This is a genomic window from Rheinheimera tangshanensis (assembly GCF_014645135.1).
Lineage (GTDB): Bacteria > Pseudomonadota > Gammaproteobacteria > Enterobacterales > Alteromonadaceae > Pararheinheimera > Pararheinheimera tangshanensis.
This window is the reverse complement of sequence record NZ_BMLH01000001.1, coordinates 148099-167456: the sequence shown is the minus strand read 5'-3', so window position 1 is coordinate 167456 and position 19358 is coordinate 148099. Positions and strand designations below refer to the sequence as shown.

The 19358-nt window shown below is 46.5% G+C and carries 16 protein-coding genes; 5 read left to right on the top strand and 11 right to left on the bottom strand.

Going from position 1 to position 19358, the window contains the following annotated elements:
• Window positions 1-39 precede the first annotated feature (39 nt).
• The 3 genes from coaBC (at window position 40) to slmA (ending at window position 2552) form a co-directional block, all read left to right on the top strand.
• Window positions 40-1263: a bifunctional phosphopantothenoylcysteine decarboxylase/phosphopantothenate--cysteine ligase CoaBC gene (gene coaBC, locus IEW88_RS00695; RefSeq protein WP_147903119.1), complete on the top strand. Its 1224-nt coding sequence runs from the start codon at window positions 40-42 to the stop codon at window positions 1261-1263.
• The gene (gene dut, locus IEW88_RS00690) at window positions 1247-1705 is read left to right on the top strand and encodes a dUTP diphosphatase (protein WP_147903120.1); all 459 of its coding nucleotides are present in this window, start codon (window positions 1247-1249) and stop codon (window positions 1703-1705) included. The genes coaBC and dut overlap by 17 nt, the downstream gene beginning before the upstream one ends.
• A 253-nt stretch (window positions 1706-1958) precedes the next feature.
• Complete coding sequence (gene slmA, locus IEW88_RS00685) at window positions 1959-2552, top strand: nucleoid occlusion factor SlmA (protein ID WP_147903121.1); 594 nt, start codon at window positions 1959-1961, stop codon at window positions 2550-2552.
• 54 nt (window positions 2553-2606) lie between these two features.
• Here slmA and IEW88_RS00680 read toward each other — a convergent pair whose 3' ends face one another.
• The 3 genes from IEW88_RS00680 to rph are packed head-to-tail and all read right to left on the bottom strand — an operon-like array spanning window position 2607 to window position 4400.
• A complete protein-coding gene (locus tag IEW88_RS00680) occupies window positions 2607-2978 on the bottom strand; it encodes a diacylglycerol kinase (RefSeq protein WP_147903122.1) in 372 nt (123 codons plus the stop codon).
• 30 nt (window positions 2979-3008) lie between these two features.
• The gene (gene pyrE / locus IEW88_RS00675) at window positions 3009-3653 is read right to left on the bottom strand and encodes an orotate phosphoribosyltransferase (RefSeq protein ID WP_147903123.1); all 645 of its coding nucleotides are present in this window, start codon (window positions 3651-3653) and stop codon (window positions 3009-3011) included.
• Between the two features lie 33 nt (window positions 3654-3686).
• Window positions 3687-4400: a ribonuclease PH gene (gene rph, locus IEW88_RS00670; RefSeq protein WP_008899994.1), complete on the bottom strand. Its 714-nt coding sequence runs from the start codon at window positions 4398-4400 to the stop codon at window positions 3687-3689.
• A 185-nt stretch (window positions 4401-4585) separates the two neighbouring features.
• Between rph and IEW88_RS00665 the strand changes: the two genes are divergently transcribed.
• Window positions 4586-5446, top strand: coding sequence for a YicC/YloC family endoribonuclease (locus tag IEW88_RS00665; protein ID WP_147903124.1), 861 nt, complete (start codon window positions 4586-4588; stop codon window positions 5444-5446).
• 199 nt (window positions 5447-5645) lie between these two features.
• Window positions 5646-6860 (top strand): tyrosine-type recombinase/integrase, encoded by a 1215-nt coding sequence (locus IEW88_RS00660; protein WP_147903125.1) that lies wholly within the window; start codon window positions 5646-5648, stop codon window positions 6858-6860.
• 170 nt (window positions 6861-7030) lie between these two features.
• Here IEW88_RS00660 and IEW88_RS00655 read toward each other — a convergent pair whose 3' ends face one another.
• From IEW88_RS00655 to IEW88_RS00620, 8 genes are all read right to left on the bottom strand, one after another.
• Window positions 7031-7948: a hypothetical protein gene (locus IEW88_RS00655; RefSeq protein ID WP_147903126.1), complete on the bottom strand. Its 918-nt coding sequence runs from the start codon at window positions 7946-7948 to the stop codon at window positions 7031-7033.
• An 80-nt stretch (window positions 7949-8028) separates the two neighbouring features.
• Window positions 8029-9495, bottom strand: a complete 1467-nt coding sequence (locus IEW88_RS00650; protein WP_147903127.1) for a serine/threonine-protein kinase — start codon at window positions 9493-9495, stop codon at window positions 8029-8031.
• Entirely contained in the window at window positions 9492-10034 is a 543-nt protein-coding gene (locus IEW88_RS00645; protein ID WP_221411354.1) for a hypothetical protein, read from the bottom strand. The genes IEW88_RS00650 and IEW88_RS00645 overlap by 4 nt, the downstream gene beginning before the upstream one ends.
• 7 nt (window positions 10035-10041) lie before the next feature.
• Window positions 10042-11727 (bottom strand): helicase HerA domain-containing protein, encoded by a 1686-nt coding sequence (locus IEW88_RS00640; protein WP_147903128.1) that lies wholly within the window; start codon window positions 11725-11727, stop codon window positions 10042-10044.
• On the bottom strand, window positions 11717-12877 hold the full coding sequence (locus tag IEW88_RS00635; RefSeq protein WP_147903129.1) for a hypothetical protein: 1161 nt from the start codon (window positions 12875-12877) through the stop codon (window positions 11717-11719). The genes IEW88_RS00640 and IEW88_RS00635 overlap by 11 nt, the downstream gene beginning before the upstream one ends.
• Window positions 12878-12879: 2 nt before the next feature.
• Window positions 12880-13728 carry a hypothetical protein gene (locus tag IEW88_RS00630; protein WP_147903130.1) on the bottom strand — a complete coding sequence of 283 codons (849 nt, stop codon included), beginning with the start codon at window positions 13726-13728 and terminating at the stop codon, window positions 12880-12882.
• A 10-nt stretch (window positions 13729-13738) separates the two neighbouring features.
• Window positions 13739-18025 carry a hypothetical protein gene (locus tag IEW88_RS00625; protein ID WP_147903131.1) on the bottom strand — a complete coding sequence of 1429 codons (4287 nt, stop codon included), beginning with the start codon at window positions 18023-18025 and terminating at the stop codon, window positions 13739-13741.
• A gap of 12 nt (window positions 18026-18037) precedes the next feature.
• Window positions 18038-19357 (bottom strand): hypothetical protein, encoded by a 1320-nt coding sequence (locus tag IEW88_RS00620; protein WP_221411355.1) that lies wholly within the window; start codon window positions 19355-19357, stop codon window positions 18038-18040.
• Window position 19358: the final 1 nt, after the last annotated feature.

Below are 19358 nucleotides of genomic sequence, written 5' to 3'. Positions count from 1 at the left end.
ATCTTAACGCCAACTTAACCACTTTTTGCTGCGACAGACATGGCACTATTACTCTCAGGAAAACGCATTTTATTAGGCATTAGCGGCGGTATTGCCGCATACAAAAGTGCCGACTTAATTCGCCGTCTGAAAGAACGTGGCGCTGAAGTACAGGTCATTCAAACCGACGCAGCGCGCGAATTTATTACGCCTTTAACTTTGCAGGCCTTATCAGGGAATCCTGTCGCCAACAGCTTGCTCGACCCAGCTGCAGAAGCGGCTATGGGCCATATTGAGCTGGCCAAATGGGCCGATTTATTACTGATAGCACCAGCTTCAGCTGATTTGATTGCCCGCTTAGCCCATGGTCTGGCCAACGACTTGTTGAGCACTTGTGTGCTGGCAACTGATGCCCCAGTGGCTGTGGCTCCTGCCATGAATCAGCAGATGTATAAAAATATAGCCACCAAACACAATATAGATACATTAAAGACACGTAATTTTTACATCTGGGGCCCGGCAGCAGGCGAACAAGCATGCGGTGATGTCGGTATGGGCCGGATGTTAGAACCTTTGCAGCTGGTGGATTTAGTGCTTGAACACTTTGCGCCTAAGGTTCTGCCACTAAAAGGTGTATCGCTGGTGATTACCGCTGGCCCTACCCGCGAGCCAATAGACCCGGTGCGTTATATCTCTAACCACAGTTCAGGCAAGATGGGTTTTGCATTAGCTGAAGCCGCTGTGCAATTGGGTGCACAGGTCACTTTAATTGCAGGACCAGTGCAGTTGGCGACACCAACAGGCGTAAAACGTATTGACGTGGTCACAGCTGATGAAATGTATCAGGTCGCATTAGAGCAGGCAGTCAGCGCAAGCATCTTTATTGGCTGCGCCGCTGTAGCTGATTATAAAGTGGCGCAGGTTGCGACACAGAAGCTGAAAAAAACCAGCGACGACAGCACCAATCTTACCTTAGTGAAAAACCCGGACATTATTGCCGCTGTGGCCGCATTAACCTCACAACGGCCTTTTACTGTAGGTTTTGCCGCTGAAACTCAGGATGTCGCCAATTATGCCCGCCAGAAACTGGCGAAGAAAAAACTGGATCTGATTTGCGCCAACGACGTATCTCTATCGAACCAGGGCTTTAACAGCGAACAAAATGCTCTCACTGTATTTTGGGCAGACGGCGAACAGCAGTTTGGCTTACAAGCCAAATCAGAGCTGGCACACCAACTTCTTTTATTGATTAACGAGCGTTATCTGCATGAAAAAAGCCATTGATTTAAAAATTCTCGACCCACGTATCGGCACTGAATTCCCATTACCGGCTTATGCCACACCGGGCAGCGCTGGTTTAGATTTACGGGCTTGTCTGGATGCAGAAGTACAACTGGCTCCGGGCCAAACGACCTTGATCCCTACTGGCTTAGCTATTCATATTGGTGACGCAAATTTATGCGCCACTATACTGCCACGCTCTGGTTTAGGTCATAAACACGGCATAGTGTTGGGTAACTTAGTGGGTTTAATCGACTCGGATTATCAGGGCCAGCTGATGGTGTCTATGTGGAACCGTTCGCAGGAAGATTTCACTATCCAGCCAGGCGATCGTATTGCTCAGTTGGTGTTTATGCCGGTGGTACAGGCAGAATTTAACATAGTTTCAGATTTTGACGCTTCAGACAGAGGCGAAGGTGGATTTGGTCACTCAGGCCGGGCTTGATTAACCTGAACTAGGGATAAGCAGTGCCACTGAACGAGCATCTTTTCGCGCCTCTCGGCGTTGCTTTGTCTAGCCATAGACTGCTATGGCGTACAACAAAGCGCCTTGAGATCCACAAAAATCTGCGTATTCAGTAAGGAAAGAGTTTTTTGTCTTAAATGCATTTCCCTATCTAATTGATTTAGGAAGTAAAAATAAATAAATTTCGACACTCATTATCCCCAGTTCAGGTTAATTAGTGACAAGGATATCCATGGCAACAACTAAACGTCCCAACCGCAAAGAAGATATTTTGCAGGCTCTGGCCGCTATGCTGCAAAGCCATGCGGGCCAGCGTATCACTACAGCAGCTTTGGCGGCTCAGGTGGGTGTATCCGAAGCGGCTTTGTACCGGCACTTCCCTAGCAAAGCCCGGATGTTTGAGGGCTTGATCGACTTTATTGAAGACACCTTGTTGTCGCGTATTAATGCGATAGTGCAGGAGCACAAACAAACCGAGCAGCGTATCGAGCTGATTATGCAGTTATTGCTGATCTTCGCCGAGCGTAACCCTGGTATCTGCCGCATTCTGACCGGTGATGCCTTACAGGGTGAACAGGAGCGTTTGCAGGAGCGCATCAGCGCCTTGTATGAAAAGCTGGAAACTCAATTAAAACAATGCCTGCGCGAACGTAAGTTACGTGAAGGTAAAAGTTTTTCTGTGGATGAAGGTGATTTAGCCAACCTGTTGCTGGGTATTTGTGAAGGCAAAATGCAGCAATTTGTCCGTTCAGGTTTTGCCCGTTTGCCAACAGCTCAGTGGCCGAACCAATGGGCTTTGCTGCAAAGAACACTGTTTGCGGTTTAAGCCAGAGATAAAAAAACCGGTCAGCTGACCGGTTTTTTTATAGTGTAAATTCGCTTAGTTAAACTTTTGCCATATGGCAGCAGCCCAAACTAAGGCGACAAAAACAAGCGCTGAAGTTACCGCAGCTGAACCCATATCTTTAGCCCGGCCTGATAATTCATGTCGCTCTAAACTGACACGGTCGGTTAAGGCTTCAATGGCTGAGTTTAATAACTCCACAATAATCACCAGTAACCAGACGCCCATCAAAATCGCAAAATGACCAAAATCAGCAGCCAAATACCAGGCAAAAGGAATAGCAGCTAAAGTAAGGCCAGCTTCCTGACGAAAGGCGGCTTCGTTCACCCAGGCTGCAGTAAAACCTTTCCGGCTACAATCCGCAGCTTTCATAATACGTCCAAAACCTGTGCCGTTTGGCTTGCTCATCGCTTGTCCTTACTGGATCTAACTTAGACCTTAGCTCACACCATATTGGGCACGGTAGGCAGACACAGCTTCTAAATACTGAGCCAGCTCTGGTTTGCCTTGCAGGTAGTTGATTAAGTCGTTTAAACAAATGATAGAAACTACTTGAGTGCCAAAGTCGCGTTCGACTTCCTGAATAGCTGAAAGTTCGCCTTGACCTTTTTCCTGACGATCAAGCGCAATCAGCACACCACTTAAACTGGCGCCCTGTGCCTGGATCAGCTGCATCGATTCACGAATCGCAGTACCGGCCGTGATCACATCATCCACCAGCATCACTTTGCCCTGTAAAGGCGAGCCGACTAAGTTGCCACCTTCACCATGGGTTTTGGCTTCTTTGCGGTTGAAGCAATAAGGCACATCTTTACCGTACTGATCAAACAAAGCCACAGCCGTCGTAGTTGCTATAGGAATACCCTTGTAGGCAGGACCAAACAGCAGGTCAAACTCTACGCCGGCGTCTTCTAAAGCCGCAGCATAAAACCGGCCTAAACGAGCTAAATCGCCGCCTGTATTAAATAAACCTGCGTTAAAAAAGTACGGGCTGGTACGGCCGGACTTCAGCGTAAAACTGCCAAACTTCAGTACCTGACGCGACAATGCAAACTCAATAAAGTCTATTTGAAACTGTTTCATAACTTAGTGTGACCTCAAAACCTTAAGCAAAACTTAAGCTAAAACGCGTTTTTGTTCGTCGATAATTTCGCGGATGGCGTGTTTGCCTAATTCCATCATCTGCTGCATTTCTTCAAAGCTAAATGGCGCTTCTTCAGCCGTGCCCTGAATTTCGATGATTTTGCCGGTTTCAGTCATGACGATGTTCATATCGGTTTCAGCGTTAGAATCTTCGGCGTAGTCTAAATCGGCAACAGCAGTACCTTTATAAACACCCACAGAAACCGCAGCGACCATAAAATTCAACGGGTTGGTTTTGATCAAACCTTTAGCGCGCATAAAATTCAGCGCATCCACTAAAGCCACACAAGCACCAGTGATAGAGGCAGTGCGGGTGCCACCATCGGCCTGGATCACGTCACAGTCGATAGTAATAGTGTTTTCACCCAACAGCTTTAAATCCACAGCAGTACGCAAAGCACGGCCAATCAGGCGCTGAATTTCCATAGTACGGCCACCCTGCTTACCACGAGCCGCTTCACGGTCGTTACGGGTATGAGTTGCGCGTGGCAACATGCCATATTCAGCTGTGATCCAGCCTTTGCCCTGGCCTTTCATAAAACGTGGCACACCTTCAATCACGCTGGCAGTACAAATAACTTTGGTGTTACCAAACTCAACCAATACTGAACCTTCAGCATGAGCCGTAAATTGACGGGTGAAAGTAATAGGACGAATTTGACTCGCTGTTCTGCCGCTAGGACGCATGGTGAAGCCTCAACCTGATATTAAAAGTGCTTCATTATAGGGATTTAGGCCTTGCTGTGCCATCTATACGCTAAGTAATTACGGCAAGGCGTTTGAACTCTGCACCAGCTAGCTGCGGCCAACAAAGTTGCAGCTTCAATTAAGACGGGTATACTCGGCATTATTTTGTATTTCAGGACTTCATTATGATCCACAGTATGACCGCTTATGCCCGCCACGAAATTCGTGCCAGCTGGGGCAATGCCGTTTGGGAAATCCGCTCCGTTAACCAACGTTATCTGGAAAGCTATTTCCGCCTGCCAGAACAGTTTCGTTGCTTAGAAGGTTTATTACGCGACAAACTGCGGCAGAAACTGCACCGCGGCAAACTGGAAATCAACCTGAAATACAGCGCGTCAAACACAGCTGGCGAGTTAAAAATTAACGAAGCTTTGGCCAAACAACTGATGCAAAGCGCAAGTAGCCTCGCCGAGCAAAGCGGCAAAGCACAGCTGAACGTGGTTGATATTCTGCGTTGGCCTGGCGTGATGGAAACTCAGGAAGAAGACATCGACAGCTTACAAGCCGAACTGATGGCCGCTTTTGACGCCGCCTTAGTCGACTTTGTTGCAGGCCGTGGCCGTGAAGGTGTCGCCATAGAGCAAATGATCCGCGACCGTTTGGATCAAATCTCCACTCATGTCAGCACCTTGCGCACCCATTTACCACAAGCACTGCAATGGCAACGCGACAAAATGCTCAACCGCCTGCAGGAAGTAAAAGCCGAACTGGACCAAAACCGCCTCGAGCAGGAAATGGCCTTTTTAGCCCAAAAATCTGACGTGGCAGAAGAGCTGGACCGTTTAGACGCTCATATCAAAGAAACCCGCCATAGCCTAAAACAAGGCGGAGCCATAGGCCGCCGCCTCGATTTTATGATGCAGGAATTCAACCGCGAAGCGAACACCTTGTCCTCTAAAGCCATCTCAACCGAGATCACCAATACAGCGGTGGAGCTCAAGGTTTTAATCGAACAGATGCGGGAACAGATCCAGAATATTGAATAAAGTTCACAGACATCCACCTTAACTTTTTAACCATTTAAAATCAATAACTTAAACTGAAGCACAGTCCATAGCAATCCACCACCATCCACCGAAAGCCAATCAAAAGTGGTGAGTAAGGTGGTGGGTATGTTAGACTAACTCAGACAGCTAGTGGCGAGTAAAATCACTTTTACATAACTTACTGATCTGAGAGGAAAATATGGGCAGCCTCACCGCAAAGAAAGTTGAATCCCTAATAAAGGGCGAACCTGGTAAGTACGCAGATGGTGAGGGGCTGTATCTAGCAGTTCCCAATTCAGGAAAATCATTTTGGTTTCTTCGCTATACAGCTAATGGTAAACGTCGGGAGATGACTTTAGGCCAGTGCGCCAATATGTCATTGTCAGAAGCACGCGCCGAAGCCGTGATGCAGAAAAAGCATTTAGTGGTTGAAAAGGTAGATCCACTTTTTCTAAAGCAGCGTGCCAAGCAGCACAAACTGCAAACCGTAGACGATCTTTTTGCTGACTGGCATAAAGGCAACATTAAACGGCTTAAGCACCACAACATTCCTGAACGGGTATACCGTAAAGACATAGCTCCGCATATTGGCTCGGCACCGCCTAACAAGGTAATGGCTCGCGATATTCAGTACATCATAGAAAGCATCACTGAATCAGGCCGCCCTACTATTGCCAATGACGCACTGCTGTATTTAAAGCAGTTATTTAACCACGGCATAAAGCTGGATGTGGTGGGTGCAAATCCTGCCAGTGCTTTTAATGTAAGCGATGCTGGTGGCGTAGAGCAAAGTAAAGATCGAGCTCTCACTTTTGAAGAACTGACACGCGTTTTTGAAGTTTTTCGGGAAAATAGAGATAGTTTTGCCAGAGAGAACTACCTAGCTTGCGCTCTCTTAGTCACGTTAGGCGTGCGCAAAGGCGAGTTAATAGAAGCTAGTTGGCAAGAGATCAACTTAGAGGCAGGAATTTGGGAATTACCGAAGGAGCGAAGTAAATCAGGTGTAGGGCTCACTATCCCTCTGCCTGAGCTTTGCATCACCTGGTTTAAAGAGTTGGAAATACGCGCAGCTGGCTCGCCTTACGTATTCCCCAATAGACGCAGTAGTAAAAACCCACATATGGGGCCTGACACCCTTAACCGGGCCATCACCAAGCTATTTGGCCATGAAGCGGGCAAAAAGATACAACCACCGAATAAAATGGGCGATATCCAGCACTTCTCAGTACATGACCTACGCCGCACATGTCGCACCATGCTTGCGCAAATAGGCGTACCTGGTCATATAGCAGAGCGCTGTTTAAACCATAAGCTTAAAGGTGTAGAAGGGATTTATAACAAGCATGATTATTTTGAGGAGCGGAAAGAGGCACTGGCCAGGTTATCTGAGCACATTGCTCCAATAATAAAGTGAGTCGCCAATACTTCAGCGTCTATGCTGAGGTATTGGCGTGATTACTATGCATTAATTTAGTCTAAGTAGATTACGCCTAGTATATAACCACCATTTTGCACTACAGCATATTCTATTTGCTTCAACATCCACTCTGTTTCGATTTGAAAATAAATGTGCCTAAAAGTTTGTCAGGATTTAATTATCGCGTCCAGGTCAACCTTATTATCTCTTATTGTTTTCACTGATACTGGAAAGCCAATCTCGAACGAACGGTCCCCTCTTACACATTCGACCACAAACTCTCTCATTGTCTTTTGAAAATCAGGACCCTCTTGTATTGCTTTTTTAGCAGTTTTTAAAGCGTTAGCACCATACACTCGCTCCATACCAATCACTGCGATACTGTCTGCTAAAATTAATTCCTTCTCACAGTAAGCAATAACTCCACCCTCTGGTAGATCTTTTGTTTTGAAATGAAACTTGTACAAAAAATCTCTTCCCTTAGTGGGGCAAGTTAAAGCCAGGATTATTTCAGTTTTCATAGCGTTCAAGGCCTGTTCATCGATAACATGCTTCATCTTTGATTCGAAAGCTTTATTAATCGAATGCTCAACCACATCAGCGACAAACTCTGCCGATAGCAAATTCCTGTAATCATTTTCCGAAACAAAAATATCATCATCGTAGATGGAGCTAAAACCCGCTTTAATAAGATTGTTTTCATCGCAGCTTTTTCGTACTACACATTTAAACTCAACTTCGTCAGTATAATCAATTCGTAACTTAGCAAGATGACCACTTATGTTATTTACAACGTGTTGCGCTACCAGAGTACTTCCGGCAAAAGCTATTAAGCATTTGTAAGTGAAAAATACTTTCTTATAGCCGGAGAAATGTTCACCGACAAAGTGAGGCTCCCACAGTTGGATAGGTACTTCGATTACTTTCCTGAACTCAGAGAGCAAAGGCTGTCTTCCAATAGAAGTTAATGTACTTACAAGACTATCTGCGACAATAAAGATCCCATGTTTTCTGTCGGGTAGAAAATCAGTTTCATCCCCCAATAAAAGATTGTCCTGCCTGTACCCGGCAACAATAAGTGTCATTTAAGTTCCTTCTAAATCATTTCTAGTTAAAAAATTTCAGACTAATTTTCCAAAGTTAGCTAAAGTTATACTGGCTGAAATCAAATAACCCCTAACCGACTATAAAGCGCTTTTTTATCTTTCAAACTTTGGTCATCAGGTCCCACTCTCAGAGCCGCCTTCAAATAAGCTGCGGCGCCGGAGTAATCGCGCATCTGCTCACAAACTAAGACAAGTTGGCTCAATACATGAAATTTCATTGGAGTCGCTTGGTTTACTTTTTCCAGCAGTGCTCTTGCCTCTGGATACTTAGCTTCCAGACCAAGAATGGAGGATTCAAGATATAGCGTTGTCGCATTTTCCTCTGCAACTTGCTTTCGTTGCTGCAGCCAGAACTTAGCTTGATTGATATTCCGTAGCTGCAAGTAAGCTTTAACAATTAGCTCATATAGTTCAACCGACTGAACTAGATCTCCATCAAGCAAACTTAGTCGATTGCTCTCTACAGCTTTCTCAAAATCGAATAGCCGATTAGCCCGATACAAAGCAATAAATTGCTGATGCAACGCCTGCAGATTTTTACTGCGACTGTACTCTTGAGATGCTAATTGAGCCGCTTTTTGGTAAGACTGCTCTGACATTGCCGCTAGTACAGCACTCGACCAGTCTTGGTCAAGCTTAACCTGAAATACTGGCGTCGTTCCAACTTTAAGTTGTTTAGTACTAGCAGAGTCAAACGCTTGTATAAGTGCTGAAACAGTTGAATAACGATGCTCTGGCTGCTTTTGCAAACAAGTCAGCACGACGCGCTCCAAGTCAGTATGAACAGAACTGTTGATCTCGGTAGGTCTCTTAAACGGGGCGTGACGTTGCACTTGGGCTGGCGTGTCATGCGGGAGCTTCCCAGTTAACAGCTGATATAACAAAACGCCCAAGCTATAGATGTCGCCCAAGAGAAGCTCATCCAAGCTACCTTTTCGGCTATCTACATTGGAAAACTCAGGCGCTGAATACAATACAGTGCCGCCATTTTCCCTGGTACGGACATAAATCTCTTCTGGTAAAGCTGAGCTGCCAAAGTCAGTAAGCTTTACTAGGTCCCGTTCACCCACCAAAATATTGTGCGGTTTTATGTCACCATGCGAGATAGGCACCGTTAGTTCCGCCAGGTATTGCACAGCACAAAGTACTTGGCGATAAATCTTAAATAGCCGCTCATAGGTTTGGCCAAAGTTCCGCTGCCTATCATCAAGCTTTTGCGCTAGCGTTTGGCTAGGAAAATACTCCATTTCAATATAGAACCACTCATTATCAATCCGGCCCATATCAAAGATTTGTACAATGTTGTCGTGCGGTTCAACATCTAAAAGTTCTTTCCCTTCGGCAAGTTGGCGATCCTCGCGTGTAATATCTTTAGGTATTTTTACCGCGACAATTTTCCCATCTTGCAAGCGCTCTGCACGCCACACCCAACCATGACTGCCATCACCCAAGCATTCAAGTAATAAATACTTATCACCAAGACGCTTATTGGTCCCAGGTAAAAAATGTGCTGATTTAACATTCACATCAACACCTCATAATGAATTCTATCTAAAGCAATTGAGCTTAAGTTTTTTATAAACAAGAAACGACTAAATAACACCTCAGCCTCAGGATTTGGCTGTACAAAGGTACCAGTGGAGGATGTAAAGCCTGAGCGACAGATATCTTTTAATTTCTGGGTATCAGGTGTACTCACTAAACCCTGGCTCCATGCACTTAGTATCATTGTTTTTGGAGTATTTCCCCAGCGTTGCGCGGCCTCTAATAAGTTCTTTAGTTTCTCTTCTAATTTTTGCTGGCCACGCATAGAACCATCAAAACGCTCAAATTCAATTAAACATAAAGGTGATGCTGCAGCTTTATCAAACCATCCGGAGTCTGAGCGTATATCTGCACCAAAGGTGCCTGGTGCGGGGCACTCTACCATTGCCATAAACGACTGTTCATGCCCAAAGGTATTCCAGACACTGCACCCCAAACTATGCACCAACACATCCTGATCCAATAATTTGCCGCTGGTCATCAGTGGGAATACCTTATTTACCCAGGCAACGTCAGGCATAGGCAACCTAGCCATTAAAAGAGCCCCAAACACGCAATACTTCTGGAGATTCACCACCATGAACAAGTGCCTTACTGCCCACTTTAACAAGCAGTGGAGCAGGTATAGATCGGCCACACACCAAGGCTTCGCCTGTCGATAAACTTGGAAGCTCATCTAAGTCTGCTTTGCTGACCATATCTGATGCTTTGGCAATAAACCGCTGATCATCCGGGTTCTTCAAACGCATGGTGATGAGTGTATTACACTGAGAGGTCACATCCGAGTCCAGTTTAGATGGCCGTTGACTCACAATACCAAATCCAACACCAAACTTACGCCCCTCTCCGGCAATCTTTTTGATGATACGGTGACTAACGGCATTTCCACCAGCAGGAGCGAAGTTATGGCCCTCTTCGTACACGATAAAGCAAGGACGAAGTGGGTCGGTTTTACTTGAGGCCGCTTTTAAAATCTCACTTGATAGCAGTGCACAAACTACCTGCTTAGCAGTATCACTCAGACCTTGTAAATCTATAACCACCAAGCGGCCTTGTTGATTACTTGGCCGCCCGACCATCTTATAGATGTCTGTTGGCTCAGACATGGTAGCACTGTAAAAGCTTTGCGCCTCATTCAACACCCGAGACAGCTTCATTGAAGCAACCGCAGCACTGCGGCCCGATAGCGCCTTCGCCTCTGCTTCAGAGAGGTCGTCCCACTCTTTTAGCTCCTCAATACCATCCCCTAAAAAGTAACGTAGGCGATTAATATCGCGCGGCTCTATCCTATCCACCGAACGCCAGTAACGAATGGCTACATCCAATACCCGCTGTTGCGGCTCTGTTAGTCCAGGTAAAATCTCAGTAATATCATCCATTTCAAAATGGTCGAACTGTAACGCTAACGGTATATTTTTACTGGCATATTTATGTTTAAACGATTCATGCTGAGGCGAATAAACCTGAATACCCGCACCAGCAGCCTGCAGCTTTTCAAAGGTCTGTTTAATAAGCGGGAGCGCCTCCTGATCGCGCTTATCGTCGGTCGCATCCAGTAAACTTGAGAATTGCAGAGTGCCACCGGCGAGCGCTTTCCCATATTCACCGTGTGGATCAAACACCACGACAGTGCCGTTATTCACAGCCACCAAGCGTTCAATAATACGGCCAACGGTGTATGACTTGCCTGAGCCTGTCATCGCTAACACAGCCATATGCTCTGTCACTAGCTTATTGACATCAATAAAAACTGGGACAGTATTTTCACCCTTGTCGTAACCGACCAAATTACCAAGGTGCAAGCTGGAGTGCTCATTAAATTCGTAAAAATCACTTAAAAACTGAAAATCGACGGTTTCAACAGCGGTACCAGGATTTAACGGTCGACGCGGGATCTTAATCTGCCGCGATACAGGGTCGCGATAACCCACAAGCTCGACCTGTGCAAACATATTCTCACCAGTCACATTCGCGCCTGGTAACAACTCAAGCTCAGTCACTCCATCGCCAAAACCTGCGTTATAAAGCATATTCGTGCGGCTGATTTTCGTGACGCGGCCAAGTACTGCAACTTGTCCCTCATCTTTACGCTCTTGGTGCATAATACGCACAAACTCACCGCGTCGTACTGAGAACGAATCTTGCACCACCATCGTTAGCTGACTGGAGTCACCGGTATTCCCTACCAACTTACCTAAAACTTTATATGCCATTATTGATTCCCTCATCCAAGCCAGCTAACCAGCCAGCTTCAATATCATTGTTTTTAAGTGCACCGTGCAAACCTTGGCGATAAAACCTAGCAAACTTGGGCAAAATGCCAAGCTGCTGATAACCCAGTAATTGCGGTAACGGCATCGCATTGCCCTTGCTTTGCATATCCAACACCATTAAGCGCGATGCTACTAAATCGAAATCAGCGCTTTGCCATTCGGGTTCGTCCCCCGCTAGTTGCACCATTTTTATTTGGCCGCCCCGAGCACTCCTAAAATGAAAACCCACAATGCCAAGTTCGGCTTGCTTAGCAGGCTCCATCCGCGCGCGATTTTCTGTCATACGAAACGCGATAGTGCGGGAGTAATTACCTAAAATACCATTGATAAATCTAGTATCACCCACGCCAGACAAAGACTCCTCAAGAGAACCCAGCTCATCGCGGCAATTGCTTTCGTTAAAGCCGTCAGAAATAAGTAAGTGCTTTCTACCCTCTTCTGTCCTTAAATCTTGTCTGGCAATACTTACAATTGCACTGAACCGCTCAGCAAGAATACCCGCCAGGACAGGACCTTCGTTATTCCATGGAAAAAGTGACGCTCTATACTTGTCCCAAAAATCTTCGATAACCTGTTTGGTTTTATTAAACTCTTCAACATGCTTTGCATTTCTGTCCAGGGGTATCATTTCTCGCGCAAGAAACAGTGGTGTATCCAATAAAATTAAATCGCACGGCTCTTGGCTTAACAGTTGTTTTTCTAACAGCAGATAGGCCTGGCGAATTTCAATCAAGTCGAGCCGCTTACGTTGTGCTTCAAAATCAATATCATCTAATTCTGATACCGAATCACTGCCCACAGTACTAACTTTGTTATCTTCAATCAGTAAATCAGTTCGCACAGCAGCACTGGCATAAATAAACCCACCCAGTGCTTTATCTAGGCAGGACTTTGAAGCAATACCTGCCACACGCAGATTTACAACCGTAGGTTTTGGCACGGCCTTTACTAATCCAGCATCACGAAACAGCGGCGCTACCTGCTCTATATCACGAATTTGTTTAAGTAACCTGCCTGCACTACCTGGCAAGCGAAGCTGGCTATCAATGGCAAGAGACTGTGCTAAATTCATCGTTTTGTTCTCATTCACGCCTACCGCGCTCCTGTGCTTAGTTGCTGAATAAGTAGCGGTGCATAAGCCCAATACTGCGAGGCTTGCAAGCTAGCTCTACCTGACTCAGTCAAGCCTGCTGCGTTAATAAAACCATGCATTTGCAATACCTCACAGCGCTTTGTGATATCAAGGCTATTAACATCAAACACCAGTTTTACCGGCTCACTACCAACAAGCTTATCCAAGCTTTTACCATTGCTAGCGTATAGCAATAACAAAACGACCAAGTCGTACTTATCGGGCGAATACACCGCTAACTCTGGTTGTTTCTCAGTAATAAGAGTCGCTTGGCCTGCATGGTCGACAAACCAGTTTAACCAGCTTTTTAAAACTTCTGCATGATCTAGCAAATTTAATGACCACAAAGGCAAAGTCGTCACAGCAAATACACCGCTGTTGCTATGTTTGCGAATGTAGCGCGTATGCACAATATCGCCCACCATATGCTGCTGGCGATCGGCACTCCCTGAAAAACCAGTAAGCGCTTGGTTTGTCTCGCCTGCCAATATCAACGCCACACCAGATTCGTTAGCATTTATATGTGCTGGCGCTAAACGCCAATCCAATGGCGTGGATAACTTAGCTAGTAGGGCTAGGTTAGCTGCTAGCGGGTCAATAACCAAAACAGCACAGCCTGCTTGCATAGCCCATTGATAGAGCGCTCGCAACGCTTCGCTATGGGTCAGCTCTTCAGCTTGTACCAATAGCAAACCGCTGGTAGGCAGCGAATGCGGCCATTCAGCCTCCAGAGGTCTTGCGCCTATAACTGTTTGTAAAAATCGACCTTTACGATTACGCGCCAGCGCCGCTGACAAATAAAAATTCATCGCGTAACCTCTACAAGCCTTTAGCAAACGTTAAGCGCATCTTTACAATGCCTTTGTCGACTAAAGCTTGCTGCTGCTCAGGTGTTAACACCGGCTCTTGATTTTGGCTAATTGCGTCATATACCTGTTGCCACTGCGCTAATGTTAAACTGGTACCCTGCAACAGGTTTTCACCTTGCTTTTGCCAATCGGCCAGTGTTTTGTCACACAGCATATTAAGCTCACTAACACCCAGCCTGGTAACATCATCTTGCGTTAGTGCTTCTGGTATATGCTGTTGCTGCGATTCAAGTAATGGCTGCAACAAAGGTAACAAGCTGTTTACCTGCTCGATGGCCTTACGCTTCACTTTTGACAGATTGCTCTCGATGTTATTAAGCTGGCCTTGAATTGGCGCAACCTGGCCGCGTGCCGACTTCATCAGCTCCTCCGGTAAATCACGCAACCCGGAGAACTGACCATTACGCAAACTATTTTGTATGCTTTGTCGTTTGCTTTCAGCTTCATTAGGTAAATCAGCAATAGCATCTTCAATAAGTTGCAACTTCATCACCAGTTTTGGCAGTTCTGTTATGTCACCGGCATACTCATAATCAGGTGTAGCACTGATGAGTAATTGTTGTAATTGTTGAGCACGTTGGTTTTGCACCTCCAGGTTAGTTACCAGCTTTTCAAAGCGATCTTTGCAATTACGGTAACTGGCCAGGATATACCCCTGGATTTCCTCCATGGATAACTGCTGCTCAGTATGCAGGTTTAAACCCACTTCTAAAGCAAGGGCCGCCAGTTTGTCCTGCGCTTTGCCTAAATCGAGTTTGCGCAGATAGTGCAATAAGGTATCACTACCCGCTTGTTGCTCTTTCTTCCCTGTTGCACTCTCGGCATCGCCTTTTAACGCCCCCGCTAAAATGTGTCCAATAGTGCGCAATGTATTGATGTAAAGACTTTTTGGAAAAGCTGTAAGCGCAGCACAGTCCGTTTCAACCTCCTTGATTAAATCGTTAAGTCGGTTATTAATACGCGCCGCGCTGTGCTCCACAAATTCTGCAAATAAACAGGCTTGCTCAACCCGTTGGTATAACGAAGTCGTTTTATCCTCTAAATCAAGAATATGCGCATCTTTAAGTGTAGGTTTGCTACTATTCAGGGGTTTAACTTTAGCTACTAATGCCAACACTTCAGCACGCTTGTTAATCAGACCGGCTAAGATGTTAGCGTCACTTGCATCGGTAATATCTGCCAGCTGTTCTTCTTGCTGCTTTAGCGCACTAAACAACGTCTGTGCTTTTTCCAGCTGCTCTTTGGCTTCTACTGTGGCATAGCCCAGTTGGTTGGTACCCAGCGGTGCAAATACATCGTTAATGCGGCCATAGCCATACACCCGGCTCATCACCTCTACACTGGCTTTGTAGCTGTCCATGCCGTTGCCACTAAACCAGTTTTGCGCTTCGGTAATTGCATTTTCTAAACGGGAGCGCGGGTAGCTCTCCCACATCGCTTGTTTTTCGGTTGGATTGGTTAGGGTAAGCAAATTCAGCTCACCACACCACCACATCCAGTCATTAAACACACCTCTGGCGGTTATGCTGGTTTCGGCGACATAGGCAAAATAAAACTGCTGCTTAAAGCGTTCATAATGCCATTTGTGTTGTTTATTGGGGTGCGCAATACGGGCTAAAAACAGTGGGATCTGCGCTTGGCTGCGCTGAACATTATTAAGTTCAGTAAATAAGCCGGCGTGCTCATCAGCGGTATAGCCTTTGGCGATATAACTGCCGGGTACTTTGAGTTTATCTAACAAGCAGCTGAGTTCATCTACAGGCACGCCATGTTGTTGCTGCAAATCCAGCACGCCGTTTAGCTCTGAATAGGCAATAGCCAGCTGATACCAGCCTTTAAACAATAAGTCGCGATCGACCGGTGATAACTTACCATCTATTTTTAACGGCCAGGCAATTAAGCCGCGCTGTTGCAAACGCTGGCGCCATTTTTGAATGGCGTCGTTTGCAAAAGTGCTTAACGCATTCAGCTTGTTTTTAAACTTGGCAGTAAAGCTCTCCATACTTAATGTCACGCCATGTTGCTGGCAAGTCGCCAAACTTAAACCAATACGTTCTAGCTGGTCCGCCTCGCTTGGGTTTACATAATGCAGCAGCACTGCATCGCGCAACTCATGGGTATCATCCAAGCGGCTGTACTGTTCCATTAAGTGGGCAGAGGCTGTCAGTGCCAACACTGGTGTACGTCCATATTGGCGACCGTGTTCAGCAGCAAAGGTGTGTAACTTATTCAGCTCATTAAAGTTGCTAACCCAGGCAAACAGAGCTTTACCATCTGGGTGCAACTTAAAACCTTGCAACGTTATTAAGCCGCCTTGGCGACCTTTTGGCTCGGTTAGCATTGCCAGTGGTACGTCATCGGTACCGGCTTTGTTCTCCAGTAAGTTTTCGTCGTAACGCCAATTGTTATCTAACAGACGCACAAAACCGGTAACACGGGTTAAGTTTTTAACAATGGGCTTTTGGCTACTTTGTTTACCAAGCTCAGCCATAGCCTGCTCATGGCCATCGCCCATGCTGGGTTCTTTAAAAATCAACGAGTTTTGCTGCGTACTGCGATAGCGCAAATCTAAACGCAGTAACATGGCAACACTGGGGCCAATATGTGTCGCTTCGCTGGCGTCCAGCTCGGCGGTATCACCCACTAACTTATGCCACAAGGCATCGGCGGCAAACTCAATAGCAGGGTGATCATATAGCAAGCTCAATAAATATTTAAACTCACCTTTAGACAGAGGCAACAACACCGCGCTTTTATCGCCACTGGCCGCCAGCTCTTTAATGGAAAAGGTACGCAGATTATCCAACAAGGTATCCAGGCTTAACGCCTGGTCCACAGCAGGGTAATACCATTCATCTTTATCGCGGCGAAATTTGGCCTGCTCTAACGCTTGGCGGCATTGTAAACGGTCAAAGTTCAGCTTCCGGTAATAAGCTGCAATTGGCTCCTGATCTTCGTTTTTCAGTGCCAGTAGATCAGTTTCCTGACTAATGTCTGCCAGGCGCACCGGTAACTGGCCGTATAGTAAACTGCGGCACTGGGTCAATAAGGCTTGGTCGCGGGTTTGAATACCTTCTATCGCACCTTTGTCCAGCACATGTTTGGCCACACGGCCAGAGCCCGCCAATACGGCCTCGAACAAATCGCCGACATCCTTAATACTCCTGCCCGCTTGTTGATATTGGCTAAGCACAGCATCAACATTGGCCATTACCACGTTAAACCAACCAAAGTTAGCACCACTCATGGCGTAGGCAGCTTCAACAAGGCCTGCAGGATAATCAAATGCCAGCTTGCCGTCTTTTGAGAGGCTGACAACATAGTCGGATACATCGGCAAAGGCGTTGTGCTCCAGCTCGACTAATTCAAAACGACGCGCTACCGACTGGATCTCCCGTAGTTGCTGGCCTAGCAGTGGCGAACACAACGCCACATAACGTAACCACGGCAGTTTACGGCGAGGGTCTTCTTCTTTAATGGCTTTACCAATTAAACGAATAGCCTGGCCATCAAGGCGTTTGTCTTGCTCATCTTCCAACCCAAAGGTTGCCGCTTCAGCAACCGTTTCCAGCTCATCCAACACCACTAAGACATATTGCACACCAAAGTGCTTTAGCACCTGATAGGCGGCTTGCACCAACTCAACCACCAGGGTTTGGTTGGTATAAAGTTCTTCTTCGCTGTGATGTTTATCTATCTGCAACGCATCAGACAAAAGTCCAGCCTTAAAGCCAAACGGCATTAATCGCTCATAGGCTTGCTTGGCAATTTCGCTTTGAATAGAGCCATCAAATGATTGTGTCGCCAGTGGAAACAAGGCCTGATACAACCCAAAAGCAAACCAGTTGTCGGAGTTTTGATAATCTGATGCGACTTGCGAGTAACGGATATACAGCGCCAGATACTTGTCCTGTGCTTCACCGTTAAACAATTGCTGATCATTCAATTGGCCTTGCTCATCTCGCACAAACCAACCTTTGGAGCAGTCGTTTATTTGCGCCACCAGCTCATGGCCTAAACGCGATTTACCGCGGCCCCATTCAGCCTCAACCGCAAATACATGGGCAAAGCGGTCGTCGTCATGATCAACAGTGTGTAAAAAGGTTTGAAAGCGCTTAAAAAAGCGGCTTTGGCCAACCAAGGGATCACGCGGAGGGTAGTCCGACACACCGGTAGCCGCCCAGCGATGTTGTTTAGCGAGTTTATGCACTACGGCATCATCTAATTCAAAACTCATCACGAAAATCCTTTATCTGTTTATTCTGTTCGCCGCACTGACGCTTCTGGCGTTGGCATAGCTTGTTTGTGCTAACTGCTTAATGGCCTGTTGTAAATGCTGGCTTTTGTAACCAAACAACGGCGCTAATGGCAGGCTGTAACAGGCATCACTAAAATCAGGGTGTATTCGGTAATGGCTGGGTTCGCCGCAGCCAACTTCAGTAAATTGCCAGATTTTTTTCAGCAGTAATTCGGCAATTAATGGGATTAAAGCACGGTTTAATCGCTGAATATTCTCTGGGCTATTTGTTCGCACCGGATAAAGGGCAATATTAAGCTCACTAAGCAGCTGCACTAAAAAAGTGGCCAAACTGCCAAGGCTAACTTCGTCACCATCAATACCTTGAACAGCCACATTAACTTGGCTGGGCGCAAAGGCGTTTTGCCCGGCAGGCAAGGTCAGCAATAAACCACCACGTTGTTCAGCCGCCCAGGCATCTTGTACAAAGCTCAGCAGACTTAATAAAAATAACCATGGCTGCTCTGCCAATAAGCCCATTAATTGTATATTTGTATTCTTAGCGCCAGACGCCGGATGCGGCACCAATAACCAGTCTGTATTTGGATTTATGGCACCCTTAAGGTTATATTCGTTTAATAGGCTTTCTGGCAGTGCCAGTAAACGGCCACGGCACCAGTTGTTGGCGAGCTGTTTAGTGGTTACATCTACAGGTTGAATCGGCGCCAGCGCTTCAGCTTGCTCGCTTAAGTTATACAGCATAAAACAGGCGCGTAATATGCGGCATAAGGCAGGTATAGCAGCGTTTTCGTTTAAACTATGGCCCAGCAGGTCACGCTCAAGTTGCGCCAGCGGCCCAGCGATAATTTGTGGCGTAACCGCTGTGTTCTCCAGCTCCGCTAATACCCATCCACTGGCGTTACCTAGTTGTTGGATCAGTTTTACCAACACCTGTGGGGCACTCATCGCCCCAGCTTCACGGCAGCGGGCAGCAGCCAAGTTAAGCCAATGCTCTCGTACTTCCGGGTTTAACCCCAAGAGCGCCAATTGCCATTCGCCTAATTGGCTAAGTTCACTATAAGCATTAAGCAAAGGTGTGCTTAGGCAGTACGCACTAACCTCAATTTCTGAATCGCTACCCGCTATCGGCTGTAACAGCTTTTTCAGCAACGGAGTGGCAGTCAATAACGACGCAGCTTTGTTTGCCTCCAAACCGCCATTGAACCAAAGCGCGCCCAGCTGCTGGCAAAAGCCTTGTGCTGCCTCAAGTGCTAAAAGACTACTTGCGGAGGTGCGGCGGTCCATGTTGCCAAGCTCATCAACGAAAGCCATG